Origin of the sequence: Burkholderia sp. 22PA0099, assembly GCF_047497165.1 — a bacterium.
Taxonomy (GTDB): Bacteria; Pseudomonadota; Gammaproteobacteria; order Burkholderiales; family Burkholderiaceae; genus Burkholderia.
Window position 1 is genome coordinate 224,584 of the sequence record NZ_CP163164.1, and the last position, 25,918, is coordinate 250,501.

22 protein-coding genes are annotated in these 25,918 nt (G+C 69.3%); 10 read left to right on the forward strand and 12 right to left on the reverse strand.

The window, feature by feature from the left end:
• Window positions 1–11: 11 nt before the first annotated feature.
• Window positions 12–422, reverse strand: a complete 411-nt coding sequence (locus tag AB4851_RS01065; protein ID WP_414441394.1) for a YybH family protein — start codon at window positions 420–422, stop codon at window positions 12–14.
• A 281-nt stretch (window positions 423–703) separates the two neighbouring features.
• Between AB4851_RS01065 and AB4851_RS01070 the strand changes: the two genes are divergently transcribed.
• Together AB4851_RS01070 and AB4851_RS01075 are read left to right on the forward strand one after the other, a co-directional pair.
• Entirely contained in the window at window positions 704–1,501 is a 798-nt protein-coding gene (locus tag AB4851_RS01070; RefSeq protein WP_414448064.1) for a class I SAM-dependent methyltransferase, read from the forward strand.
• A 172-nt stretch (window positions 1,502–1,673) separates the two neighbouring features.
• The gene (locus AB4851_RS01075) at window positions 1,674–2,264 is read left to right on the forward strand and encodes an IMPACT family protein (protein ID WP_414441392.1); all 591 of its coding nucleotides are present in this window, start codon (window positions 1,674–1,676) and stop codon (window positions 2,262–2,264) included.
• Window positions 2,265–2,355: 91 nt separating this feature from the next.
• On the opposite strand, the gene ilvA is transcribed toward AB4851_RS01075, so the two are convergent.
• Complete coding sequence (gene ilvA / locus AB4851_RS01080; protein WP_414448065.1) at window positions 2,356–3,939, reverse strand: threonine ammonia-lyase, biosynthetic; 1,584 nt, start codon at window positions 3,937–3,939, stop codon at window positions 2,356–2,358.
• Window positions 3,940–4,189: 250 nt separating this feature from the next.
• Window positions 4,190–5,113 (reverse strand): polyphosphate kinase 2, encoded by a 924-nt coding sequence (gene ppk2 / locus AB4851_RS01085; protein ID WP_414441391.1) that lies wholly within the window; start codon window positions 5,111–5,113, stop codon window positions 4,190–4,192.
• 260 nt (window positions 5,114–5,373) lie between these two features.
• Between ppk2 and AB4851_RS01090 the strand changes: the two genes are divergently transcribed.
• Window positions 5,374–6,846, forward strand: a complete 1,473-nt coding sequence (locus AB4851_RS01090) for a hypothetical protein (protein WP_414448066.1) — start codon at window positions 5,374–5,376, stop codon at window positions 6,844–6,846.
• 171 nt (window positions 6,847–7,017) lie between these two features.
• On the opposite strand, the gene AB4851_RS01095 is transcribed toward AB4851_RS01090, so the two are convergent.
• Together AB4851_RS01095 and AB4851_RS01100 are read right to left on the reverse strand one after the other, a co-directional pair.
• Window positions 7,018–7,506, reverse strand: coding sequence for a cupin domain-containing protein (locus AB4851_RS01095; protein WP_414441389.1), 489 nt, complete (start codon window positions 7,504–7,506; stop codon window positions 7,018–7,020).
• 84 nt (window positions 7,507–7,590) lie between these two features.
• A complete protein-coding gene (locus tag AB4851_RS01100) occupies window positions 7,591–8,592 on the reverse strand; it encodes a Zn-dependent oxidoreductase (RefSeq protein WP_414448067.1) in 1,002 nt (333 codons plus the stop codon).
• A 145-nt stretch (window positions 8,593–8,737) separates the two neighbouring features.
• Between AB4851_RS01100 and AB4851_RS01105 the strand changes: the two genes are divergently transcribed.
• Both AB4851_RS01105 and AB4851_RS01110 read left to right on the forward strand, forming a co-directional pair.
• Window positions 8,738–9,631, forward strand: coding sequence for a LysR family transcriptional regulator (locus tag AB4851_RS01105; RefSeq protein WP_414448068.1), 894 nt, complete (start codon window positions 8,738–8,740; stop codon window positions 9,629–9,631).
• A gap of 219 nt (window positions 9,632–9,850) precedes the next feature.
• A complete protein-coding gene (locus tag AB4851_RS01110; protein WP_414448069.1) occupies window positions 9,851–10,741 on the forward strand; it encodes a LysR family transcriptional regulator in 891 nt (296 codons plus the stop codon).
• A gap of 16 nt (window positions 10,742–10,757) precedes the next feature.
• Here the strand turns inward: AB4851_RS01110 and AB4851_RS01115 are convergent, their stop codons facing one another.
• On the reverse strand, window positions 10,758–11,714 hold the full coding sequence (locus AB4851_RS01115; RefSeq protein ID WP_414446788.1) for an IS110 family transposase: 957 nt from the start codon (window positions 11,712–11,714) through the stop codon (window positions 10,758–10,760).
• Between the two features lie 278 nt (window positions 11,715–11,992).
• Here AB4851_RS01115 and AB4851_RS01120 point away from each other — a divergent pair, with 278 nt between their 5' ends.
• Both AB4851_RS01120 and AB4851_RS01125 read left to right on the forward strand, forming a co-directional pair.
• Entirely contained in the window at window positions 11,993–12,286 is a 294-nt protein-coding gene (locus AB4851_RS01120) for a hypothetical protein (protein WP_414448070.1), read from the forward strand.
• 1 nt (window position 12,287) lies between these two features.
• On the forward strand, window positions 12,288–13,190 hold the full coding sequence (locus tag AB4851_RS01125) for a 4-hydroxy-tetrahydrodipicolinate synthase family protein (protein ID WP_414448071.1): 903 nt from the start codon (window positions 12,288–12,290) through the stop codon (window positions 13,188–13,190).
• A gap of 204 nt (window positions 13,191–13,394) precedes the next feature.
• Here AB4851_RS01125 and ggt read toward each other — a convergent pair whose 3' ends face one another.
• Window positions 13,395–15,116 carry a gamma-glutamyltransferase gene (gene ggt, locus AB4851_RS01130; protein ID WP_414448072.1) on the reverse strand — a complete coding sequence of 574 codons (1,722 nt, stop codon included), beginning with the start codon at window positions 15,114–15,116 and terminating at the stop codon, window positions 13,395–13,397.
• Window positions 15,117–15,384: 268 nt separating this feature from the next.
• On the opposite strand from ggt, the gene AB4851_RS01135 reads away from it, so the two are divergent.
• Window positions 15,385–15,903, forward strand: a complete 519-nt coding sequence (locus AB4851_RS01135) for a metal-dependent hydrolase (RefSeq protein ID WP_414441382.1) — start codon at window positions 15,385–15,387, stop codon at window positions 15,901–15,903.
• A gap of 137 nt (window positions 15,904–16,040) precedes the next feature.
• On the opposite strand, the gene AB4851_RS01140 is transcribed toward AB4851_RS01135, so the two are convergent.
• The 5 genes from AB4851_RS01140 to AB4851_RS01160 all read right to left on the reverse strand — a co-directional run bounded on the left by AB4851_RS01140 (window position 16,041) and on the right by AB4851_RS01160 (window position 19,804).
• Window positions 16,041–16,229 (reverse strand): hypothetical protein, encoded by a 189-nt coding sequence (locus AB4851_RS01140; protein WP_414448073.1) that lies wholly within the window; start codon window positions 16,227–16,229, stop codon window positions 16,041–16,043.
• Between the two features lie 132 nt (window positions 16,230–16,361).
• Window positions 16,362–17,015 carry a LysE family translocator gene (locus tag AB4851_RS01145; RefSeq protein WP_414448074.1) on the reverse strand — a complete coding sequence of 218 codons (654 nt, stop codon included), beginning with the start codon at window positions 17,013–17,015 and terminating at the stop codon, window positions 16,362–16,364.
• A 163-nt stretch (window positions 17,016–17,178) separates the two neighbouring features.
• Window positions 17,179–18,531: an APC family permease gene (locus AB4851_RS01150; RefSeq protein WP_414448075.1), complete on the reverse strand. Its 1,353-nt coding sequence runs from the start codon at window positions 18,529–18,531 to the stop codon at window positions 17,179–17,181.
• A gap of 128 nt (window positions 18,532–18,659) precedes the next feature.
• A complete protein-coding gene (locus AB4851_RS01155; RefSeq protein WP_414448076.1) occupies window positions 18,660–18,941 on the reverse strand; it encodes a hypothetical protein in 282 nt (93 codons plus the stop codon).
• Between the two features lie 26 nt (window positions 18,942–18,967).
• Window positions 18,968–19,804 (reverse strand): carbon-nitrogen hydrolase family protein, encoded by an 837-nt coding sequence (locus AB4851_RS01160; protein ID WP_414448077.1) that lies wholly within the window; start codon window positions 19,802–19,804, stop codon window positions 18,968–18,970.
• Window positions 19,805–19,943: 139 nt separating this feature from the next.
• Here AB4851_RS01160 and AB4851_RS01165 point away from each other — a divergent pair, with 139 nt between their 5' ends.
• The gene (locus AB4851_RS01165) at window positions 19,944–20,774 is read left to right on the forward strand and encodes a response regulator transcription factor (RefSeq protein WP_414448078.1); all 831 of its coding nucleotides are present in this window, start codon (window positions 19,944–19,946) and stop codon (window positions 20,772–20,774) included.
• Between the two features lie 259 nt (window positions 20,775–21,033).
• Complete coding sequence (locus AB4851_RS01170) at window positions 21,034–25,899, forward strand: DEAD/DEAH box helicase (RefSeq protein ID WP_414448079.1); 4,866 nt, start codon at window positions 21,034–21,036, stop codon at window positions 25,897–25,899.
• Window positions 25,900–25,918: the final 19 nt, after the last annotated feature.

Below are 25,918 nucleotides of genomic sequence, written 5' to 3' on the forward strand. Positions count from 1 at the left end.
CCGGAACGGGTTCAGGCACTGCCGCCGGGCTGCGGCGCCGGCGACAGATGTTCATGCACGGCGAGCCAGCGCTGGCCGGCGCGCGCGAACACGATGGTTTCGCGTTCGTCGAGCGTGTCCTGCCCGGCATGGGTGCGCAGCGTGGTGCGCACGGCGTGCGTGAAGATCGCCACGCCGTCGCCGGCCAGTTGCACGGCGCGATCGCGCGATTCGCAGCCGAGCACCGCGAAGCCGTCGTCGCGCTCCCATTCGCGCCAGCGCGCCGCGTAGGCCTCGCGCGAACGCAGCGGCGCATCGACGTGATGGAACACGAAGCTGGCCTCGGGCGCGAACGCCGCGAAATAGGCCTCGCGATCGTGCCGGCCGAACGCGTCGATCAACGCATCGGCGGCGGCCATCACCTGTTGTTCGGTCGGATTCATCGGGGTGTTCCTGGTGGTATCGATGGATTGGCTGCGATCGTATTGAGTCAAAAAAACGTGACCTATATCAACGTTTCAATGTAGACATCGAGATCCATCGATGTATGCCGTCCGGCCATGCGCGATGCGGGCCGGCGCTGCCGTCCATCGGGGAATGCCCGCCCCAGGCGCACCCGGCGAGGGCCTTGGCGAGGGTGGTTTGCATGGGTCGGCGTCGATGCATGGTCGGCCCGGGCCGGAACTGGCATGATGGCGGCACCCGACCGAGCCGGAAGACCGCCATGCCGATTGCATCGTTGTGTGTCGCCGCCGCCGAAACCGCCTGCAAGTGTTGCGGCGGCACGAGCCGCCTGTGCGGCGTGCTCGATTTCTCGGTGGGCGGCGCGGACCGCTTCGCCGGCCGCAAGGTCGATCCCTATGCGGGCGTGCCTGTCTACTACCACCAGTGCGAGCGCTGCCGCTTCGTGTTCACGCGCGCGTTCGACGCATGGACGCCCGACGATTTCGCCGCCCATATCTACAACGCCGATTACGTGCGGCAGGACCCCGATTGCACCGGCGCGCGAGCGCGCGACAACGCCGCGATGATCGCGCAGCATTTCCCGGCGATGGCCGGCCAGCCCACGCTCGATTTCGGCTCGGGCTTCGGCCAGCTCGAACACGAACTGGCCGCGCGCGGCTTCGGCACGGTCGCGTCGTGGGACCCGTATCACGGCACGCCGCAGGCACAGCCGGCCGACGGCGCCTATCGCAACATCCTCGCGTTCGAGGTGTTCGAGCATCATCCCGATCCGCATGCGCTCGTCGCCACGCTGCTGCGCTACCTCGACGACGACGGCGCGATTCTCGTCTCCACGCTGCTCGTGACCGACGCGCAGGTCGAAGCCGGCATCGCCGACTGGTGGTATTGCCTGCCGCGCAACGGGCATATCTCGCTGTTTTCGGCGCCGGCGCTCGGCACGCTGGCCGCCGCGCACGGGCTGAAGGCGGTGTCGTTCGACGACGGGCTGCATCTGTTGTATCGCCACGCGGTGCCGGGCTGGGCCGCGCATTGCTTCGCGCCGGGGCAGACGGCCTGAAGGGGGTGACGTGCGAACGGCACGGGCAGCGCGAAGGCCACGCGAGCGCCGTCTACGGGCCAAAACCAGGCCGCCCCCCACGTCTCGCTTGAGCCAGCACGCAGTGCCGCCGCGCGCCTGCCCGTAGAATGTCGGGTTTCCCGCCCGCCGCGCCGTTGCCGCCCCACCCGCCATGACCTATACCCTCGCGGCCATCTGTACGAAGGAGATCGAGATCCGCAAGAGCCGCTTCATCGGCTATGCGATCCCGGTGGCCGATCGCGACGCCGCGATGGCCGAGCTGCAAGCGCTGCGCGACGCCCATGCCGGGGCCACGCATGTCTGCTGGGCCTTGCTCGCGGGCGGCCAGTCGGGCATGTCCGACGACGGCGAGCCGTCGGGCACGGCGGGCCGGCCGATCCTCGAAGTGCTGCGCCATCACGATCTCGACGGCGTGCTGGCCGCCGTGGTGCGCTACTACGGCGGCGTCAAGCTCGGCGCGGGCGGGCTGGTGCGCGCCTACACCGATGCGATCGCCGGCGCGCTGCTCGATGCGCAGCGCGTCGAGCGCATCGCCATGACGCGGCTCGCGATCGAGATCGGCTATCCGGATGAAGCGCGCGTGCGCCGCTGGATCGAGCAGGCCGGCTTCGAGCTGGTGGACAGCGCCTATGCGATGACGGTGCGGCTGGCGATCAAGCTGCCCGTGACCGAGGTGGCCGCGGCGCGCGACACGCTGTTCGACGCCACGCAGGGGCGCGCCGGGTTTCCCGCGTTCGAGTGAACCGAACGCCCGGCGCGGCGGCCAAAGCCCGCGGCTTCAAGCTCATCCTTCCGGCGCGCCAATCGAAGCCCTCGGCTTCACACTTGCCGCTTCAAGCCAGGAACAGGCGATACGCCGGGTTCGCGGTTTCCTCGTGATACGGATAGCCGAGCGTGGCCAGGAAACGGTCGAACGCGTCATGATCGGCGGCCGGCACCTGCAATCCGACCAGGATCGAACTGGTGTCGGCGCCCTGATTGCGGTAATGGAACAGGCTGATGTTCCAGTTCGGCGCCATCGCCGACAGGAACTTCATCAACGCACCCGGCCGCTCCGGGAATTCGAAGCGGAACAGCCGCTCGTCGTGCGCGAGCGGCGAACGGCCGCCGACCATGTAGCGAATATGTTCCTTCGACAAATCGTCGCCGGTCAGGTCCGCCGTGCCGAAGCCGTGCGCCTCGAAGTTGGCCGCGATCTCGGCCGATTCGCCGCGGCGGCGCGTCTGCACCCCCACGAAGATATGCGCCGAGTGCGCGTCGGCGATCCGATAGTTGAACTCGGTCACGCTGCGCTCGCCCACCAGCTCGCAGAAGCGCCGGAAGCTGCCGCGCTCCTCGGGGATCGCCACCGCAAACACCGCCTCGCGCGCCTCGCCCACTTCGGCGCGTTCGGCCACGAAGCGCATGCGATCGAAATTGACGTTCGCGCCCGAGGTGATCGCCACCAGCGTTTCGCCTTCGATGCCGGCTTGCTCGGCGTAGCGCTTGGCGCCGGCCACCGACAGCGCGCCCGACGGCTCCAGCACGCTGCGGGTGTCCTGGAATACATCCTTGATCGCGGCGCACAGCGCGTCGGTATCCACGGTGATCACGTCGTCGAGCAAGGCCTGGCAGAGCCGGAAGGTTTCCTCGCCCACCAGCTTGACGGCCGTGCCGTCGGCGAACAGCCCGACCTCGGCCAGCGTCACGCGCTCGCCGGCGCGGATCGACTGCGCCATCGCGCACGAATCGGCGGCCTGCACGCCGATCACGCGGATCTCCGGGCGCACCGCCTTCACGTAAGCGGCCACGCCGGCCGCCAGGCCGCCGCCGCCGATCGGCACGAAGATCGCGTGGATCGGCCCCTGATGCTGGCGCAGCACTTCCATCGCGACGGTGCCCTGCCCGGCGATCACGTAAGGGTCGTCGAACGGATGGACGAAGGTCAGGCCGCGCTCGGCCTGCACCTGCACGGCGTGCGCGTAGGCGTCGCTATACGATTCGCCGGCCTGGATCACCTCGACGGTCGCGCCGCCATGCGCACGCACCGCATCGACCTTGACCTGGGGCGTGGTAACAGGCACCACGATCACCGCCTTCACGCCGAGCCGCGCCGCCGAGAACGCCACGCCCTGCGCGTGATTGCCGGCCGAAGCCGTGATCACGCCGCGCTCGCGCGCCTCGGTCGACAGATGGGCCATGCGGTTGTAGGCGCCGCGCAGCTTGAACGAGAACACCGGCTGGTTGTCCTCGCGCTTGAGGAACACGCGGTTGCGCACGCGGGCGGACAACTGGCGGGCGGGTTCGAGCGCCGTTTCGATCGCCACGTCGTAGACGCGCGCGGTCAGGATCTTCTTCAGATAGGCATCGAGGCTCGACGCGATGTCGGCGGACGGGGGGGTGACGGTTTCCTGACGGCGACTGGACAGCGACAGCATCGAACGCTCCTGGCTTGGGGATGATCGTGCCCGGAGACGGAAACAAAAAACCCGCCTCGGGGGCGGGTTTCGTGACGGCTTCCTTGCGCGCGCTAACCCACCATTCGATGAATGGTGCGAATAATGTGCGCGATCGGGAAGGCGAGACGGGTCATGGAGCGAGAGCATCCGTGATGCCCGTGTGTTTGTCAACCCCGGCACTCGACCCCAAGGCGAGCCGGCCTGGCCGCCCCGGGCGTGTCGGCCGGGATCAGTAGCGTTCCGGCACGATCATCGAATCCGGCACCGGGCGGCGCAGGTAATCCTCGTGGTGGACGCGCTCCGGCAGCAGCACCGGCGCGTGTTCGACCTCGTGATACGGCACCAGGCTCAACAGGTGGTCGATGCAGTTCAGGCGCGCGCGCTTCTTGTCGACGGCCTGCACCACCCACCACGGCGCCTCCGGAATATGCGTGCGCGACAGCATCTCTTCCTTGGCGGCCGTATAGGCTTCCCAGCGGCGACGGCTTTCGAGATCCATCGGGCTCAGTTTCCACTGCTTGAGCGGGTCCTGGATGCGGGCCTCGAAGCGCGTTTCCTGCTCTTCGTCGGTGATCGAGAACCAATATTTGACGATCTGGATGCCGCTGCGCACCAGCATCTTCTCGAACTCGGGCACCGAGCGGAAAAATTCCTCGTACTCGTCATCGGTGCAGAAGTTCATCACGCGCTCGACGCCGGCGCGGTTGTACCAGCTGCGGTCGAACAGCACGATCTCGCCGCCGGCCGGCAGATGCGCGGTGTAGCGCTGGAAATACCACTGGGTGCGCTCGCGGTTGTTCGGCGCCGGCAGCGCGGCCACGCGGCACACGCGCGGGTTCAGGCGCTGCGTGATCCGCTTGATCGCGCCGCCCTTGCCGGCCGCGTCGCGGCCTTCGAAGATCACCACCAGGCGGTGGCCGGTGGCGACCACCCAGTCCTGCAGCTTGACGAGCTCGCCCTGCAGGCGGAACAGCTCGCGGAAGTACTGCTTGCGCGATTCGCGGCGTTCTGCCGAGAACATCGTGGCTTCATCGTCGAAACGGCGGTCGTCCAGCTCCATTTCGAGTTCTTCGTCGTAGGCGTCGACGAGGTCTTCTTCCAGGCGGCGCTGACGCGCTTCGGCGTCCAGTTCTTCGGTACGGGTGTCGGTCATCGTGCTGCCTCCTTGGTAAACCGTCAGATACGTGCGTTCCCGATTATCTCAGCGGCGCATGTCAACTGCATTAACCGCGCGCATATCGGCTGGGTGTCCGGCCCCTTTATCCGATCCGAGGCCACCGATTTTCCGTCGCCGCCCCTCCCCGGACGGGCACCGATTCTCTACACTGACGATTGCAGCGACGATGTGCGACCGGCTCGCCGGCCCGCGCCAGAAACAGAACCGGACCCGAGACACCTGCACACCGACGCCCGATGCGTACCCCCTCCCCCCGTTCGCCGCATTTTCCCCATTCGTCCGATGAGTCGTTCCGCGTGCCGCTCGCCCGGCCGGCGCGGGCCGCCGCAATTCCCGCGTTCCTGCGTGACATCTGCCGGGGCCTGATCGACCGGCAGCGCGAGGACGAACTGCTGCCGTGGGCCGATCAGGCGCTGGCGATCGACCCGTTCGCGGCCGAATTCGTCGAAATGCGCGTGCAGGCGCTGTCGCTGGCCGGACGCCACCGCGAGGCCGCCGAGATGCTGCGCCGCCATGCCGGCCTGCCCTGGCCGCGCGCCGGCTTCGACACGCGGCTCGGCCACGAACTGGCGATGGCGGGCGACCTGGAGGCCGGCATCCGTCATCTCGATCTGGGCATGCGCCACGCCACGACGGCCGGCGACGAAGCCGCCGCCGCCATCGCCGCGCACCGGCTCGGCGAGGCCTGGCTCAAGCTCGGCGAGCCGCGCGGCTTCGCCGGCTGGCTGCGCCGCAACGACGACCCCGTGTCGAGCGGCAGCTATCGCACCGATCTGCCGATGTGGAACGGCGGGGATGTGTCGGGGCGGCGCGTGCTGATCACGCACCAGCTCGGCTTCGGCGATCAACTGCTGATGCTGGCCGCCGCGCGCGACTGGCTGCATGCCGGCGCGCGGCTGATGATCACCTGCGATACGCCGCTGCTGCCGCTGCTGCGCGCCTCGCTGCCCGATTGCCGGGTAGTGGACGCGCCGCGCCCGGTGGGGGCGGGCGAGCCGCTGCCGGAAGCGCTGCGGCACGAGATCGCGGTGTTCGCGCCGGACCTGCACGCGAGCCTGCTGCATCTGCCGCTGCTCGACGCCACGCGCGCCCGGCCGCGCGGCCGTTTCGAGCCGTACCTGCGGGTGCCGACCGACCGCGCGCGCGCCGCCACGCTGTGGGCGCGCCGCATGCGCGCCGCCGCGCCGGGCCGCAAGCTGGTGGGCCTGTGCTACGACTGCTCGCACCGGCACCGCCCCGAACTCGGCAGCGCGGCGCGGTGCTGGGCCGCACGCCGCAGCCTGCCGCGCGAGGCCGTCGAGCGGCTGATCGCACATCCGGCGCTGGCCTCGCGCGTGCTGTTCGTGAGCCTGCATCATCCGAGCGGCGAGGCGCTGGCCGGCGGCCTGCCGCGCGGAATGCGCCACTACGCACCCGATATCGAGGGCTTCGACGACACCGCCGCCTGCATCCGCGAACTCGATGCGGTGATCGCCGTCGATTCGTCGGTCGCGAACCTGGCCGCGCTGCTCGGCGCGACGACCTGCGTGCCGGTCAATCGGTCGGGCGATTGGCGCTGGGGGAACGCGGGCACTGTGTCTCCGTGGCTGCCGGGCGTGACGGTGCTGCGTCAGAGGGATAGTGGGGATTGGCAGCCGGTGCTGGAGGGGCTGGTTGGGTGGGTGGAGAGCGTGGTGCTGGGTGGGGAGGCTGGGGCGTCGGTGGGTTGAGCGGCGGCGTGAACGCGCACGGCGGACGCCGCGTCGGGTGCTGCGCGGCTTCAGGTTCAGGTGACGCGTGGATTTCTGCTTGGGCAATGCGTGGCTTGACGCTCGGATGATGCCCGGCTTCCTGCTCACGCAATTCGCGGCATCCCGTTCAAGCAGTGCGCCGCTTCCCGCTCATTCGATGCGCGGCTTCCCGTCATGCGGCCCGAGCGGCCGTTCGGGCCAATCGATCCAGCGGTCGTCGCGCGCTGCCTCGTGCGCGGCGTTCAACGGATAGCGAATCCGGTTCTCGTCCTTCGGCGTCTCCCCGACCACGATCAAGCGCACCTCGTCCTGCGTGTTGTTCAGGAACGTATGGCAAATGCCGGTGCCGGCCGGAAACGCCACCGCATCGCCGGGCGCGAGCCGGTGCAGATGGCCGTCGATCCAGACGTCAGGCGTGCCCTCGATCACGTACGCAAACTCCTCCTCGGCGCTCTCGGCGTGCGGATAGGACGTACGCCGGCCCGGCAGCAGCCGCACATGATGAATGCCGAGGCGCGTCAGCCCGAGCTTGCGCGCGAGCGGCGCGCCGAGGCCCATCGATTCGGGGTCGCCGGGGTAGTGCCCGGCCTCCTGCCCTTCGAGTTCGGTCCAGTGCTTGATGAAATCGGGGCGCGACATCGCGAAGCTCCTGTCAGAGTCGTGGGGAACGGGCATGACAGCACGCATGCGCCGCGCTGTCCACCCGCCCCCTCGACCGGGCTCTCAGCCGCGCGCGACCAACACGGCCTTCGCGCCGTCGGCCGGCTCGAACGCCATCGCTTCATCGATCCGGTCGAACGTGAACGTCGCCCCGAGCCGCGTGCGCAGCGCCGGATCGTCGATCAGCCCTTCGAGCGCCGTCAGCGCGCGCACCAGCCGGGCGGGATCACGCACCGTCGCGCTCTCGAAATTGCTGAAGCGGCGGATCGTCAGGTCCTTCATCATCAGCAGCGCGGTGGCGATCGAGAACGGCTCGGTGCGATCGAGAAAGCCATACGCGTAGATCGTCGAGCGTGGCGCCAGCGCCGGCGCGAGCGCACTGAGCAATGCACCGCCCACGCCGTCGAACACGGCCGTCGCGTTCAGCGAGGCCGCCAGCGGGCCGAGCGTGTCCGCCAGCGCCGGGCCGGCCGTCACCACGTGCGGCTCGCCCGCGCGACGCAGCGCCTCGGCCGACGCCGCGGTGCGCGCCACCAGGATCACGGGCAGCTTGCGGGCACGGGCCAGCACGCCGAGCGCGCGGCCCGTCGCCGAATTGCCGGCCGTCGCGATCACGCCGGCGTGGCCGGCCTCGGCCATCTCCTCCAGAAAGGCGTAGGCCGTCATCACGTTGACCAGCGAGCCGCAGTAATCGCGCGCGTCGACTGTGTCGGGCAGGATCAGGCAGTTCGTGTACGGCACCTGGGCGCGCTCGCACCACAGGCCGACCGTCTCGGGGCTGCGGCCGAGCGAGCGGTAGATCGCCACCTGCCGGCCGAGATAGGCGGCCGGCACGCCCGCGCCGATCGCCGCGACCACACCCGCGCCCGACGCGCCCCACACGTCGTGCCGCACCGCGCTCAATGCATTGCCGGCGGCCTGCGGCATGCGCAGGAACGTCTTGTCGCCGTGGTTGATCGCCGAGCCGGCCATCTCCACCAGCACATGGCCCGGCGCGGGCTGCGCCGGGGTGGGGATCTCGCGCACTGTCAGCGCCCGCTCGGGCGTCACGCAAATCGCTTGCATCGTTCAAGACCTCGCTTCGGTTGAGGGTGCGCGGCGCCGCCACGACACCCGGTGAGGCCGTACGTTAAGGCGTTTCATCGATTGCCGAAACGCGCGATCCGCACATATCATCGATTCCACTCTGGAATGGATCGACATCACGCTCATGGATCGTCTCGACGCAATACGGCTGTTCGTCCGGCTGGTCGAACGCGGCAGTTTTTCGGCGGTGGGCCGCGAGGAAGGCATTGGGCAGCCCGCCGTCAGCAAGCAGATCGCCGCGCTGGAGCGCCATCTCGGCGCACAACTGCTGCAACGCACCTCGCGCCGCGTGGCGATCACCGAAGCCGGGCAGGCGTTCTACGACGCGGCGCGGCCGCTGGTGGACGATTTCGAGGCGGTCGAATCGTCGGTCGGCGTGCGACAGCAATCGCCGCGCGGGCTGGTGCGCATCAACACCGCGCCCGCGCATGGCCGGCTCTGGATCACGCCGCGGCTGCCCGAGCTGTTCCGGCGCTATCCGGATGTGTCGGTGGAGCTGTCCGCGTCCGAGCGCAACGTCGATCTGGTCGGCCTGGGCATCGATCTGGCGATCCGCCACGGGCCGCTCGCCGATTCCTCGCTCAGCGCGCGCCAACTCGGCGAGACGCGCATGGTGCTGGCCGCCAGCGCCGATTACGTCGCCGCGCACGGCGCGCCGGCGCGGCTCGCCGAGCTCGACGCGCATCCGTGCATCGTGTTCGCGCGCGACCGCGAGCGCCGCCCGTGGCGGCTCAAGCAGGGCCGCGAATCGATCGCCTACCTGCCGCGCGGCTCGCTGCTGACGGGCGACGCCGAACACGTCCGCGCGGCCGTACTGCACGGCCTCGGCATCTCGCAGGCGCCGTACTGGCTGCTGGCCGACGAGATCCGCGCGGGGCGCGTGCGCGAATTGCTGCCGGCGCTCCAGCCAGATCCGCTGCCGATGCACGTGGTGCATGCGGCCGGGCGGCGGGTGCCGATGCGGGTGCGTGTCGTGATCGATTTTCTGGTGGAGATTTTCTCGGAATCGGCGCCGTGATGAGGTGCCGCCAGGGCGATGGCCTGGCGATCGATCGAAGCCCGCTTCCTGGCGGAGATCGTCGCGAAACCGTCGCCGTAATCACGCATCGTGGCAATGGCCCGCCGATCGACTGAAGCCCGCGTTTCCAGGCAGCTTCCACATGCGCGCCGGCCCACGTGCCCCACCCCGCCGTGCTTGTTATCATCGCGGCTGATCACGCTGTGCGGAGCCTTCGCGATGGAACTCAAACACCTCGGCGCGTTCGTCGCGCTGGCCGACGAACTGCACTTCGGCCGCGCCGCCGAGCGGCTCTGCATCGTGCAGCCGGCGCTGAGCATGCAGATCAAGACGCTCGAAACCGGCCTCGGCGTGCGCCTGTTCGACCGCGACCGTCACAAGGTTGCGCTGACCGACGCGGGCCGCCTGTTCCTGCCGGAGGCGCGCGCCACGCTCGATCAGGCCGCGCGCGCGGCGCAGGTGGCGCGGCTGTCGGCGCACGGCGAGATCGGCACACTGCGGCTCGGCTTCGTGTCGTCGGTGCTGCCGAAGCTGCTGCCCACCGTGATCCGCACCCTGCACGCGCGTTACCCGCGCATCGCGCTGGAACTCAAGGACATGCCCACGCCCGACCAGATCGCCGCGCTGCAAGGCGGCACGCTCGACTTCGGGCTCGGGCGGCTGCCGATCGCGGCCGGCGGCCTGCGCACGCGCGTGGTCATGGAGGAACCGTTCGTGGTGGCGGTGCCGGCCTCGCATCCGCTCGCGCGCCGCCGCGAGATCCAGCCGGCGCAGTTGCGCGGCCAGCCCGCGTTCGTGCTGGCGCGCCGCTACGCGCCGGGCCTGTTCGACGCGCTGCTGGTGGCGCTCGGCGCGCAGCAGGTCACGCTCGAGATCGCGCGCGAACTCGGCGAATACACCACCATGCTCGCGCTGGTGGCGGCCGGGCTCGGCATCGGTTTGATCCCTGCCGAAGCCGCCGCCGCCGTGCCGCCGAACGTGGTGGCCCGGCCGCTGGCGCTGCCCGGGCACCGCGCGCCGCTCGGCTTGATCTGGCGCGACGACGACAGCGCGCTCAAGCGCGTGTTCGTCGAGGTAGTGGAGGCCTGCGTGAAGGGCGAGGCGGACTGAGCAACCGTCTTGTGAGTCAAGCGATATGAAAGTCGGGATTCCAGTCGACGCGATGTTTTGCGACGGCATTGATGATCGTCAGCAGCTTGCGCATGGCGGCGACCAAAGCGACTTTCTTTCGCTTGCCTGCGAGGACGAGACGTTGGTAGTACTCGCGCAGCACAGGGTTGTAGCGCACGCCAGTGAGCGTGGCCATGTACAGGGTGCGACGCACGTCGGCGCGTCCGCCCCAGATGCTGCGCTGACCGCGCATGAGCCCCGAATCGCGATTCAGCGGCGCCACGCCGACCAGTGCTGCGATGCGTCTGCGATCGAGCTTGCCCAGTTCGGGCAGCTCGGCGAGCAGCACGGCGACGCTGGTCGAGCCGATGCCAGGCACGCTGCGCAACGTGCGCGCCAGTTCGGCATGATGATGCGCAACGTGCGCGGCGACCTCGGTATCGCTGTCGTCGAGCTCCTTTTTGAGGAAATCGATGACGCGTTCGAGGCTGGCCCGGGCTGCAGCATGGGCAAGCCGCAAGCGTTGTCGCTCGCCGGTGATCATCTGGACCAGTTGCCGACGCCGCAGCACCAGGGCTTGAAGCCGCTGGAGTTCGGCATCGGCAAGCGGTTTGACGAAACGCTCGCGCTCGGGATGCTGGTGCAGCACGCGAGCGAAGGCGGCCAGCATCCTGGCGTCGAGCGCATCGGTCTTGGCCAGCACGCCCATGGCTCGCGCAAAGTCGCGCGCCATGCGAGGGTTGACCACGGCGACGGCCAGGCCCACGGCTTGAAGTGCGCACGCAGCCTCGAACTCGTAGCCGCCGGTGGCCTCCAGCACGATCAGCGCCGGCTGAAGTTCACGCAATTGACTGACCAGTTGTTCGATGCCGGCCGCGTCGTTGGTTGCCTGCCACGTCGCAGTTTGCGTGCTGGTGGCCACCTCCAGCGTCCGGCTCGACACATCGATTCCCACGAAAACAGTATCGGACACGTCCCTTCGCTCCCATCCTTGTTTATGCGAACTCTACATTCCTACAACCGTTCGGGCTGCAAGAAAGGACGGTCCAACCCGGGCGCCCAGTGCTCAGTCACGGGCTTCGTGTTTCAACCCAGAGGCCGCTCGGGCTACCCGAGTTGGTCCGAGGCTTAAAGATACAAGCGCCGGTTCCGGTTCCGTTTACGCCCCGCCCCGATCTTTTTACGCGGTATTGATACGCGGCTCGCTACGCTGGGAGGGTCTTCCTACCCGATCGGGTTCCCTTCCATCGCATGCGCCAAGCCAAGGCTGTCACACCGCTCCGTATCCTGTTTCCCACTCCGCGCGTCACGCGCGCCAGCGTCCGCATCTCGCTGACGCACGGCCACCGCGACGCGCAACTCGCGACGCTGCTGGCCTCCACGCTAGCGAGCCATATCGTCGCCGTGCAACCGGCGCGGCGCGCGATCCACGTCACGCTCGGCACCGCCAGCCCCGACATGCCGGCCCTGCTCGACCTGCTGATGTCGTGCGTCGACGCGGCCACCATCGGCCCGATCGTGCACACCGCCACCGTGGAGGCCTGACATGTTCAAGGGCATCTGGGTGCCGCTCGTCACGCCGTTTCGCGACGGCCGCGTCGATACCGCGGCACTGCGCACGCTGGCCGCGTCGTACCTCGACACCGGCATCGCCGGCTTCGTCGCGCTCGGCACCACGGCCGAGGCCGCGCTGCTCGACAGCGCCGAACGCGCCGCCGCGCTGGAAGCCATCGTCGAGGTCGCCGCCGGCCGGCTGCCGGTATTCGTCGGCGTGGGCGGCCTCGACACGCGCGCGTTCCTCGCCGAAATCGACCAGCTCGAACGGCACGCGATCGCCGGCTATCTGGTATCGCCACCGGCCTATCTGTGCCCGAATCAGGCCGGCGTGCTCTGGCATTTCGAGCAGATCGCGCAGCACACGCGGCGGCCGGTGATGCTGTACGACGTGCCGCATCGCACCGGCGTGACGATCGAGCCTTCCACCGTGCGCCAATTGCTTCGTCATCCGAACCTGGCCGGCATCAAGGAATGCGTGCCCGCGCATTTCGGCGCGCTCGACGCGTTGCCGATCGAGCTGCTGTGCGGCACCGACAGCGCGTTCCTCGATTGCCTCGCCGCCGGCGGCGCGGGCGGCGTGCTGGCCAGCGCACATGTGTGCGCCGATCTGTTCGTCGAGGTGCAGCGGCTGCACGAGGCGGGACGCGTAACGGAAGCGCACAGCCTGTTCGACGCGATGCAGCCCGTCGTGCGGTTGCTGTTCGCCGCGCCGAACCCGTCCGCGATCAAGGCGATGCTGTCGCTCACGCACGGCATCTCGCCGGAGGTGCGCATGCCGATCACGCCGGCCTCGCCCCAACTGGTGGCAGAGTTGCGGCGCGTGCTGCCGATGCTGGATCGCCTGCGGGCGGAATGGCTGGCCGCGCCGTGCCCGGCCGGCAGCCCGATGTAACGCGGGGAAAAGAAAAACCGGCGCAGGCCGGATGCGGGATCGTCACCGCATCGGCCTGCGCCGGTCATGTCGGGCGCATTTAACGCTCGCAAGGCACTTGAGCACTGAACGCCTGTCACGCGTTCGGCGCGTTCAGCGCGTTCAGCGCACCCACCGCCCTCAGCGCACCCACCGCCCTCAGCGCCCTCAGCGCCCTCAGCGCCCTCAGCGCACGATACGCGTCACACCACGCCCACGCGGATCGGCCGCCGCTTCGGGCGTCTTGCCGTCAACGCGGATCACCTGGATATCGCCGCTGAAATCCTGCCCCTTCAGCGTGTAGCCCTTCGCCTCGATCTGCTGCGCCAGCTCGCCCGTGATCGGGTGGTACGGCTCCCAGAAGATCGTGTTCGGCGGCAGCAACTGGTGATGGAAGCGGAACGCGCCCACCGCCTGCTTCAGCGGCATGCCGAAATCGTAGACGTTGGTGATCACCTGGAAGATCGAGGTGAAGATGCGCGAGCCGCCCGGCGTGCCGATCACCAGCGCCACCTTGCCGTCCTGGGTCAGGATCGTCGGCGACATCGACGACAGCGGCCGCTTCTTCGGCTCGATCGCGTTCGCGTCGCTGCCCACCACGCCGAACATGTTGGCCACGCCCGGCTTCGCGGAGAAGTCGTCCATCTCGTCGTTGAGCACGATGCCGGTGCCTTCCGCCACCACGCCCGAGCCGAAATAGCCGTTGATGGTGTACGTGTTCGACACCGCGTTGCCCCACTTGTCCACCACCGAGAAGTGCGTCGTTTCGGCCTTCTCCGGCATCGTGGTGCCGAGGCCCGGCTTCACGCTCTGCGTGTCGGACGGCGAAACCGGATTGACCTCGGCCGCGCGCTTGGCGATATAGGCGTCGTCGGTCAACTGCGCCACCGGCACCTTGTAGAAATCGGGGTCGCCGAGGTATTGCGCGCGATCGGCGAACACGCGCTTCTCGATCTCGGCCACCAGGTGCACGTACTGCGCCGAATTGAGCGGCACGCCCTTGAAGTCGGCCGCGCGATCCTCCTTCATCTTCAGCAACTGCACCAGCCCCACCCCGCCCGAACTCGGCGGCGGCGCGGTGATCACGTGATAGCCGTTCCAGTTCGCCTCGACCGGCTGACGCCAGACCGCCTTGTACTGCGCGAGATCCTCTGCGGTGATGAGGCCGTCGCCGGGCTGCATCGCGGCGGCGATCTTCGCGGCCGTCGGCCCCTCGTAGAAGCCCTTCGCGCCCTGCGACGAGATGCGCTGCAGCACGTTGGCCAGGTCGGGCTGCTTGAAGTTCGTGCCGGCCTTCATTGCGCCGAAGAACTTGTCGAAGTTGGTCTTGCCGTCGAATTCCTTGGAGGCGTCCGCGCCACGTTGCGCGAGTTGCTCGTCCACCATGAAGCCGTCCTTCGCGTAATGGATGGCCGGCGCGAGCACCTGCTGCCACTTGAGCTTGCCGAAGCGCTTCTGCGCTTCCCACATGCCCGACACGGTGCCCGGCACGCCCACCGCGCGCGGCCCATACAGGCTCATGCCCTTGATGACGTTGCCGTCCTTGTCGAGATACATGTCCTTGGTGGCGGCGAGCGGCGCGCTTTCGCGGTAGTCGAGGAAGTACGGCTTGCCGTCGACGTAGAGCGTCATGAAACCGCCGCCGCCGATGTTGCCGGCCTCGGGGTACGTGACCGCCAGCGTGAACGCGATCGCCACGGCGGCGTCCACCGCGTTGCCGCCTTCCTTGAAGATTTTCTCGGCGGCGTCGGCGCTGTATTTGTCGGCGACCGCTACCGCCGATCCAGTTAGTTGCGCATGCAACGGTGTCTTGGCGAGCGCGGGGGCGGCGGGCATGAAGCCCGAAACGGCGACGCCGGCGCAAGCTGCGACGACGGAAATCCTGAAACGTTGGAACGTAACGTTCATTGCGCATCCCTCATGAGTGAATACAGGCGTGCTGGAAAAAGGCCGTCTCGCCGCTTATAGCATGTTCCGGAACTTGAAAAAAATGCTTGAGACACGATGGTGCAATGCAACTTTCAGTGCTGAATGCAGGGCTTTTGCGCGTTAGCGACCGTTAGATGCAATTCATGCGCGCAGAGAAATATTCCGCCGCAGATGATCCGCACGCGGTGCCGATCTGAGAAGATGGCGCCCCGGATTTTTTGCAGCGCACCTTCGCACGTTTCCCCGCATGGCTTCACATAACGCTCATCGTGCGACCGGCTGGGCAGCCGGTTTGATCGCCGCCGCGCTCGTCTGGCAGGCCGGCGCCGCCGGCGCATGGCACGCCGGCAGCTTCGCCGCCTTCCTCGGCGGCGTGGCCGGCGGCACCGCGCCCGACTGGCTCGAAGTGGCCTGGTGGACGCGCAAGCGGCGGCTGTGGATCAAACATCGCACGGCGACACATTGGGGCATCGGCTGGATCGCGCTGCTGTGGTTCGCCGATCGCGCCGTGGCCGCGCAGCATGCGTGGGCGCCGCCGCTGTTCGGCTTCGCGTGCGGCGGCCTCATGCATCTGCTCGCGGATTGGCCGAACCCGCTCGGCGTGCCGTGGATCCTGCAACGTCACTCGCTGAACTGGTGGAAAAGCGGCCGTTGCGACCTGATCGTGGTGACGGTCGCGTGGATCGGCGCGTTATGGCTTGCGCAGGCGGCGTGGCAGCGCGATGCGCTGCTCGAGCATTGGCTGCGGTGGTTGAGGATGGCTTGAGCGGCGGGTTGAAGCGCGAGGCGAGGCGTGAAAGCGGAATCGGGAAACGAACGCGAAGCGCGGCGCGCGAACGGCGGGGCTTGAACGAGTTGGCTTGAAGCGCTGGGCACCCGCCGACGCAGCGCACCCTGCTTGCCTCATTCCACGGCGCGTAACGGCCGTGGGCCGGCGGCATCGCCGAAGATATCCTGCGAGGTAAAGCCGAACATGCGCACGCATTCGCGAATATCGGCCAGCACGGTGTTGGACACCGCGTGCTTGTCCTCCGCGAGTTGCTGCTGAATCGTGTCGATCCGTTGCTGGCAGTGTTCGAAATCGTCGATCACGGCGGACTCCCTCTAAAGGTATCAATACGCCAGGCGGCTCGCACCCGGCACGATCAAAACCTTTCGATGTTAGTGAACTCGCGGCGCGCGTTGAATCGGAAAGCGCCGATAGTCACCTAGGAGGAGTCGCAATCAGCGCGTCTGCGCCGCGACCTTCACGCCGAGCCCGATCAGCATCGAGCCGATCAGCTTGCCCTGCAGGCGGCGCAGCAGCGGCAGCTTGCCGAGCATGTGGCGCAGCGGCCGCAGCGCGAACACCAGCATCGACGTATAAAGCGTGCCGAACACCGCGAACAGCACCCCCAACTCGACGAACTGGAGGAACGCATGCCCGTTCTCGGGATGCACGAACTGGGGCAGGAACGCGATGAAGAACAGCGCCGTCTTCGGGTTGAGCAATTCAGTCAGGATCGCCTGGCCGCACACGCGCACCGGCGACACATCCTGCTGCACGGGTTGCGCCGCATCGGCGGCCGGGGCCTGGGCGGCCAGTTTCGGCGCCGGCTCGCGCCACGAGCGCCAGCCCAGATAGAACAGATACGCCGCGCCCACGTATTTCACGGCATTGAACGCGATCGAGGACGTCATCAGCAGCGCCGACAGCCCGGCCCCGGCCGCGAGCGTATGGACGATGTCGCCGATCGCGCAGCCCACGCTCGCCATCACGCCGGCGCGCCAGCCACCTTGCGCGGTGCGCGACAGCACCATCAGCACGGCCGGCCCCGGCACCAGGAACAGTCCGAACATGATCACGATGAATGTGCCGAGCGTCGACAGGTCAATCACTTGCGCTTCCTTTCCATAAAGGGCCGTGCCCCAAACGGAACGGCCCCGCGCATTGCGCGCGAGGCCGTGATTGTACTGGGGCCGCGCGCAACGCGCAGGGCGTCACGCCCGGCGCGCCCCTGCCCCGTTCCCTGCTCGTTCGCTGCCCGCCCTTCGCGGCCGGTCAGACGGCCATTTCCGGCGGCGCCTGACGGAAGCCGCGCGTGAGCCAGCCCAAGTAGACCAGGCCGAGCACGAACCAGATCGCGCCGAGCACCAGCGCCGATTTCTCCAGGCTCACGAGCAGCCAGATATCGGCGATCGCGCCGAGCGCCGGGAACAGCAGCCCGCCGATCGCGCCGAAGCGGCGCTGCGCGGGCGACAGCAAGAAATACTGGCGCATCACGCACAGGTTGACCGAGGTGAACGCGAGGAACGCGCCGAAGTTGATGAACGAGGTGGAGGTGGCCACGTCGAGCTTCAGCGCGATCAGCCCGATCACGCCGGCGAACGCGATATTGAGCGCGGGCGTCTGGAAGCGCGGGTGGATGTAGCCGAAGATGCGGCGCGGCAGCACCTCGTCGCGGCCCATCGCGTAGAGCAGCCGGCCGACGCTGGCCTGCGCCGAGATGCCCGAGGCGAACTGCGCGAGGATCAGCCCGGCCAGGAACACCGATACGAAAATGTCGCCGCCCACCTTCTTGGCGATCTCGAACGCGGCCGAATCGGGGTCCTTGAACACCGCGCCCGGATGCGCCAGTTGCAGCGTGTAGGCCGCGATCACGAAGATCGCACCGCCGATCAGCGCGATCAGCACGATGGCGCGCGGAATCGTCTTCTCGGGGTTGACGGTTTCCTCGGTCAGCGTCGATACCGCGTCGAAGCCCAGATACGAATACGCGGCGATCGCGGCGCCGGCCATGGTGGCCGACAGCGGCACGTGCGCATTGAAGAACGGCTGCGCGGCGAGAATCCCGCCGGGGCCGGCGGCCGCCATCGCGTAGTGGCAGCACAGCGCCACGAACAGCGCGACGATCACCAGTTGCACCACCATCAGCACGATGTTGAAGCGGTTCGCCAGCTCGATGCCGAGGATGTTCAGGCCGCTCGTCAGCACGATGAACGCGACGATCCACACCCACGCCGGAATCGACGGAAACGCCGCGCCCAGATAGGCCGCGCCGATCAGCCAGATCACCATCGGCAGGAAGAAGTAATCGAGCAGCGTGGCCCAGCCGATCATGAAGCCGAGATGCGCGTTGAAGGTCTTGCGCGTGTAGGTGTAGGCAGAGCCTGCCACCGGGAACAGGCGCGCGAGCTTGCCGTAGCTCAGGGCCGTGAATACGATTGCGATCAGCGCCAGCAGATAGGCCAGCGCGGCCGTGTCCTGGCTCGCGCCGGCCAGCACGCCGTAGGTGCCGTAGACGATCAGCGGCGCCATGTAGGCCAGGCCGAACAACAGCACGGACGGCAGGCCGAGCGTGCGCTTCAGGCGCGGCTCGTGGCCGTCGGGGCGCGACGGGGAGGATTGAATCATGGTCGGTCTCCAGTGAGCGCGGCAACGCGCGCTCCTACGCAAAACACCAGGTTGCACGGGGCCGCACCGCGTGACGGCGCGCTGCGCGAGGCAGGCGACATCGCCGCGGCGGCGGCATGGATCTACGGTCAGGCCAAGGTCAAGAAAGCGAACAACGGCCCGCCGGGCGGACGCCCGGCGGTGGACGGCTTCGGCTCGCGCCGGCCGATCCGTTCGCGCGCGGCGGCGAGCCGGGCGAACGGTCGGACGGCAAGCCGATCAGGCGATGAGGCTGTCGAGCGGCAACGCAACGACAGCGAGGCCGCAACCCGGCACGAAGCAACAGCGAAACGGCAACTGAACAGCAACTGCGCAGCAACCAAGCAGCGCCGCAGCAAAAGGCAGCCACCACGAAGCGGCAGGCCGGTCATGAGCCGGCGCGCCGCCCCGCCCGGGTTCAGCGCGCGCGGATCACGCGGCCGCGCCCCGCGAACGGCGCGGCGTCCGGCGCGGGATCGTCGCGCAGGTCGAGCCGCACGCGCGCGTCGTGCAGATAGCTGTAATGCTCCCGGCTCGCCGCGAGCAGCGCCGGGTCGAGCGTGGTGCACAGCACGGCATCCTCGCCGTGCAGCTCGCTCAGGACATCGCCCGACGGCGCGATCAGCGCCGACTCGCCGGGGAAGCTCAGGTTGTCGTCGCCGCCGCCGATGCGGTTGACGAGCGCCGCGAACATCTGGTTTTCCATCGCGCGCGCCACGATCGCGCGGCGATGCACGGGGCCGAACGGCTCCATGTTGCCGTTGGTCACGATCAGCAGATCGGCGCCGAGCGAGGCGATCGCGCGGGCCGTCTCGGGAAATTCGATGTCGTAGCAGATCAGCAGGCCGACCGTCAGGCCCTTGAATTCGCACACGGCAAAGCGCTCGCCCGGCTCGAACACGCCGACGTCGGACGCCCACAGGTGGGTCTTGCGGTAACGCAGCGCGATCTCGCCGGCGGCGTCGATCAGCACCGTGGTGTTGTAGAAGCGCTCGCCGTCGCGCTCGGCGAACCCCACCGCCACGCCCGTGCCGGCCGCGCGCGCGGCGTCGCGCACCGCGCGCAGCGACGGGCCGTCGAGCGGCTCGGCCACGTCGCGCACGTTCTCGCGGGTCGGAAAGCCGGTCAGCGTGGTTTCGGGAAACACGATCAGGTCGGTGCCGTCGCGCCGCGCGCCGATCACCTCGGTCACGCGCGCCAGGTTCGGTTCGACGTTGCCGTCGATCACCGGGATCTGCGCCAATTCGATTTGCATCTGCTTGCCTCCAGTATTGCGGGCCGATAGACTCGCGCTCGCATTGCGCCGCGGGCCGAGGCCTGCGGCGTGGCGCTATTATCGGGACGTTATTTTTGTCCAGGAATTCCCCACCTGGGTTACCACGATCGGAGGACACATGGAACTCGACTGGCGCGATCTCGCGTTCCATCACCACGTCGCGACGCTGATCGAAGCGATCGACAGCGCCGACTTCTGGACCCGCCTGAGCCGCGTGCTGCAACGCTTCGTGCCGTTCGACAGTTGGGTGGGGCTGCTGTTCGCGCGCGAGCGCGCCCCGCTGGTGTGCGCCGAATCGCCCACGCCCGACGGCACCGTGGATGTGATGTTCCAGAGCTACCTGAGCGCGCTGTACCAGCTCGATCCGTTCTATATCGCGGCCTGCGAGCGCCCCGCCTCGGGCCTCGTCACGCTCGAATCGGTCGCGCCGGACAACTTCCGGATGACCGATTATTACCAGCGCTACTTCAAGAGCAACATCATCGGCGACGAGGTGCAGTTCAACCATGCCGTCGACGAGAGCCACACGCTGATCTTCTCGCTCGGCGCGACGCGGCGCTACAGCGAGCGCGATCTCGCGGTGTTCGCGGTGGTGGCGCCGTGGGTGATCGCGCTGATGCGGCAGCGCCTGCCTTACGAAACCTTTACCGGCGGCAGCACGCGCGGCACGGCGCTCGAAGCCGATGCGGCGCTGCCGGCCGCGCCCGACGAGGCGAGCTACGCCGAGCATTTCGAGCGCGTGGTGCAGCAGCGCGGACACACGCCGCTGACGGCGCGCGAGGTCGAGGTGGTACGACTGAGCCTGAGCGGCTTCTCGACACGCGCGATTTCCGAGCGGCTGACGATCTCGTTCGAGACGGTGCGGGCGCACAAGAAACACATCTACGCGAAGCTCGGCGTCAATTCGCAGTCGGAACTGTTCGCGCTGTTCTACGAGCCGGGGCGCTGAACCCGGCCACCGGCCGCGCACGGGCATTGCGTTCGGCTGGAGCATCCCCATCTGGGCCGGTGTGGCCGGTGTGGCCGGTGTGGCCGGTGTGGTCGATGCGGTCGACGTGGTCGCCATGACGCCGCTCGTGCCGAGCACCCCGCACCAGCCGATCCGGCCCCACCGGCGCTCTGGCACACTGGTCCTTTCCCTTCGGCCAGCACTGCCCCCTTAACGGGGCGCGTGCGCCTTGCGCGCCGCGCCCGCCCGAGCCATCGCGATGGACACCCGTACCCGCCGCCCCCGCCCCGGCAGCAACCCGCTCGACGCCTTTCATCCGGCCGTCGCCGCGTGGTTCGCGCGCCGCTTCGACGCGCCCACCGAGGCGCAGGCCCGCGCCTGGCCACCGATCCAGGCCGGCCGTTCGACGCTGGTGGCCGCGCCGACCGGCTCGGGCAAGACGCTGACCGCGTTCCTCTGCGCGATCGACGAACTGGTACGCGACGCGCTCGCGCACGACGGCACGCTGCCCGACGCCACGCTGGTGGTGTACGTCTCGCCGCTGAAGGCGCTGTCGAACGACATCCGCACCAACCTCGACGCGCCGCTGGCCGGCATCGGCGAGGAACTCGCGCGGCTCGGCCTGCCGGTGCCCGAGATCCGCACCGCCGTGCGCACCGGCGACACCACGCAGGCCGAGCGCAACGCGCTGCGCAAGCGCGCCGCGCACATCCTCGTGACCACGCCGGAATCGCTGTACGTGCTGCTGTCGTCGGAATCGGGGCGGCGCATGCTGTCGACGGTGCGCACCACCATCGTCGACGAGATCCACGCGCTGGCCGGCAACAAGCGCGGCAGCCATCTGGCGCTGTCGCTCGCGCGGCTCGACGCGCTGGCCGGGCGGGCGCTGCCGCGCATCGGGCTGTCGGCCACGCAGAAGCCGATCGACCGGGTGGCGCGGTTCCTGGTGGGCACGACGCATGCAGCGAATCCGGACAATACGCAGGATGACGAAGCAAACGGCGCGGCCGCGCCGGCCTGCACGATCGTCGACGTCGGCCACGCACGCGAGCGCGATCTCGCGCTCGAACTGCCGCCCGTGCCGCTCGACGCGGTGATGTCGAACGACGTGTGGGAACGCTTGTACGACCGCATCGCCGAACTCGCCGCCACGCATCGCACCACGCTCGTGTTCGTCAACACGCGCCGGCTGGCCGAGCGGCTCGCGCGCCATCTCGGCGACCGGCTCGGTAACGACGCGATCGCCGCGCATCACGGCAGCCTCGCCAAGGAAGCCCGTTTCGACGCCGAACAGCGCCTCAAGCACGGCAAGCTCAAGCTGCTGGTGGCCACCGCCTCGCTCGAACTCGGCATCGATATCGGCGACATCGACCTGGTCTGCCAGATCGGTTCGCCGCGCGGCATCGCGCCGTTCCTGCAACGCGTCGGCCGCTCCGGGCACCAGGTCGGCGGCACGCCGAAGGGCCGGCTGTTCCCGCTCTCGCGCGACGAGCTGGTGGAATGCGCGGCGCTGCTCGATTGCGTGGCGCGCGGCGAACTCGACCAACTGCGCATGCCGCAGGCGCCGCTCGACGTGCTCGCGCAGCAGATCGTCGCCGAGGTGGCCTGCGCGGAATGGGACGAAACCGCGCTGTACCGCTGCTTCACACAGGCCGCGCCCTACGCGGCGCTGCCGCGCGAACGCTTCGACGAGGTGCTGGCGATGCTCGCCGAAGGGTTTTCGAGCCGGCGCGGGCCGCGTCGCGCCTATGTGCATCGCGACCTGAGCACCGGCACGATACGCGCCCGGCGCGGCGCGCGGCTCACGGCCGTGACCTCGGGCGGCACGATCCCGGATACCGCCGATTACGCCGTGCTGCTCGAACCGCAGGCCACGCAGATCGGCACCGTCAACGAGGATTTCGCGATCGAGAGCCTGGCCGGCGACGTGTTCCAGCTCGGCAACCAGTCGTACCGGATCCTGCGCGTCGAGAACGGGCGCGTGCGAGTCGAGGACGCGCGCGGACAGGCGCCGAACATCCCGTTCTGGCTCGGCGAGGCGCCGGGGCGCAGCGACGAGCTGTCGGCCGGCGTCGCGCGGCTGCGTGCCACGATCGACGCGCTGCTCGAACAGGGCGAACTCGATCACGCCGCGCCGGCCGCCTCGCGCGCGATCGGCGCAGCGCGGACGTCGGCGGCGGTGGCCGTTACGGCGCGAGGGGCGTCGACGGCGGCCGTGTCGGCCAAGGCGCCAGCCTCGGCACGGGTTACGTCGACGGCAGCCGCGCAGGCCAAGGCGGCTGCCTCAGGACGGGCCACGCCCACGACTGCCGCGCCAGCCGAGGAGCCGGCCCCGGCACGGACCGCGCCGACGGCCGCCACATCGGCCGAGGAGCCTACCCCGGAACCGGCCACGCCGATGGCCGCCACGCCAACCAAGGCGCCTGCCCCGGCGCGAACCACGCCCACGACTGCCACGCGGACCAAGGCGGCCCGCAAGCCGCCCGCGCAAGCACCGGAGCCGACCGCAGCCGTGTCGCCCGATGCTTCCACTCCGCCCGCATCCCCCCCCGCGTCCACCGAAGCCACCCGCCTCGCCCCCGCCCTGGCCTGGCTGACCACCTCGCTCGGCCTCGCCCCCGAGGCAGCGCGCCAGATCGTCGACTATCTTGCGCGTGCCCGCGCGGCGCTCGGCGCACTGCCGAGCCAGCAGACGCTCGTGATGGAGCGCTTCTTCGACGAATCGGGCGGCACCCAGCTCGTGATCCACGCGCCGTTCGGCAACCGCATCAACCGCGCGTGGGGCCTCGCGCTGCGCAAGCGCTTCTGCCGCACGTTCAACTTCGAGCTGCAGGCCGCCGCCACCGACGACGCGATCATCCTGTCGCTGTCGCTCGCGCACAGCTTCGTGCTCGACGAAGTCTGGCGCTACCTGCGCGCGGCCACCGCCGAGCACGTGCTGGTGCAGGCGCTGCTCGACGCGCCGCTGTTCGCGGTGCGCTGGCGCTGGAACGCCACCACCTCGCTCGGCCTGCCGCGCTACACGGGCGGCCGCCGCACCGCCCCGCAACTGCAACGCATGAAGAGCGAGGACCTGCTCGCGACCGTGTTCCCCGATCAGGTGGCCTGCATCGAGAACATCGTCGGCGAGCGCGAAATCCCGAAGCACCCGCTGGTCGATCAGACGCTCGACGATTGCCTGCACGACGCGCTCGACACCGAAGGCTGGCTCGCGCTGCTGCGCCGCATCGAAGCCGGCGAGGTGACGCTGGTGGCGCGCGACCTGCCCGCGCCGTCGCCGCTGGCCGCCGAGATCCTCAACGCGAAGCCGTATGCGTTCCTCGACGACGCCCCGCTCGAAGAACGTCGCACGCAGGCGGTGCTGGCGCGCCGCTGGACCGACCCCGAATCGGCCGACGATCTGGGCGCGCTCGACGCCGACGCGATTGCCGCCGTGCGCGAGGAAGCGTGGCCGCTGGTGCGCGACACCGACGAAGTGCACGACGCGCTGGTCAGCCTGGCGTGCGTCAGCGACGACGAAGCGCACGCGCACGACGGCTGGTTCGCGGCGCTCACCGAGCTGGCAGCGGCCAAGCGCGTGAGCGCATTGCAGGTGACCGAGGCGCTCACGCTGTGGGTGCCGGCCGAGCGGATCGCCTGCCTGCGCGCGTTGCATCCGCGCGCGCGCCTCGCCCCGCCGCTCGCCGCGCCGAAAGGCCGCGCCGCCGTGGACTGGACGCCCGAAGCCGCGCGCCTCGACGTGATCCGCGCGCGGCTGACCGGCTTCGGCCCGCTGCCGCTGACCGCCATCGCCGCGCCGCTCGGCCTGCCCGACGCCGAGGTGCAGGCCGCGCTGCTCGCGCTCGAAGCCGAGGGCTACGTCATGCGCGGCCGCTTCACGCCCGGCGCCAGCGTCGAGGAATGGTGCGAGCGGCATCTGCTCGCGCGCATCCATCGCTACACGGTCAAGCGTCTGCGCCGCGAGATCGAGCCGGTGGAGCGCGCCGATTTCATGCGCTTCCTGCTGCACTGGCAGCACGCAAGCGGCGACACGCGCGGCCAGGGCCGCGACGCGCTGGCCGCGGTAGTCGAACAACTGGAAGGCTTCGAGGCGGCGGCCGGCGCGTGGGAAGACGAACTGCTGCCGGCCCGCTTGAGCGATTACACGACGGGCGGCATCGACGAGCTGTGCCGCTCGGGCCGCATCGTCTGGACCCGCATCGCGCCGCCCGCGCGGCCGGCCGGCGCAGCGGCCAAAAGCGGCGGCGGCCCCGTGAAGACCACGCCGATCGTGCTGCTGCCGCGCCGCCATGTCGGCGTCTGGCAATCGCTGCACGAGGGCGCCGCCCCGGCGCTGTCGGCGCGCGCCACGCGCGTGCACGACGCGCTGGCTGCGCACGGCGCGATGTTCTTCGAGGAATTGGTCGACGACACGCGCCTGCTGCCCGTCGAACTCGAACAGGCGCTCGGCGAGCTGGTGGCGGCCGGCCGCGTCAACGCCGACAGCTTCGCCGGCCTGCGCGCGCTGCTGCGCCCGGCGGTCAAGCGCAGCGCGTTCTACAGCCCGCGCACGCGGCGCGGCGGCGCGTTGATCGGCGGCATGGACGACGCGGGGCGCTGGTCGCTGGTGCGGCGGCCGGTGCGCGTCGAGATGGCGGGAGAAAGTGAAAGCAACGGCACGGATGGCAGGCGCGACACGCTCGAACATCTGGCCTGGACACTGCTGCGCCGCTACGGCGTGGTGTTCTGGCGGCTGCTCGAACGCGAGGCCGCATGGCTGCCGCCGTGGCGCGAACTGTTGCGCGTCTATCAGCGGCTGGAGGCGCGCGGCGAGATTCGCGGCGGCCGTTTCGTGGCGGGGCTGGCCGGCGAGCAATTCGCGTTGCCGGAAGCGATTCCGGTGCTGCGCGAGATCCGCCGCCAGCCGGCCGACGGCCAGTGGATCGCCGTCAACGGTGCCGATCCGCTGAACCTGGCCGGCACGCTGCTGCCGGGCCGCAAGGTGCCCGCGCTGGCCGGCAACCGCGTGCTGCTGCGCGACGGCGTGGCCGTGGCTGCGCTGATCGGCGGCGAGTTCGTGTATGAGGATGCGCTGCCGCCCGACGAACGCGAGACGGCGCGCGTGAAGCTGGCGCGGCGGCGCTGAAACGCGCCGCCGAAGCTCA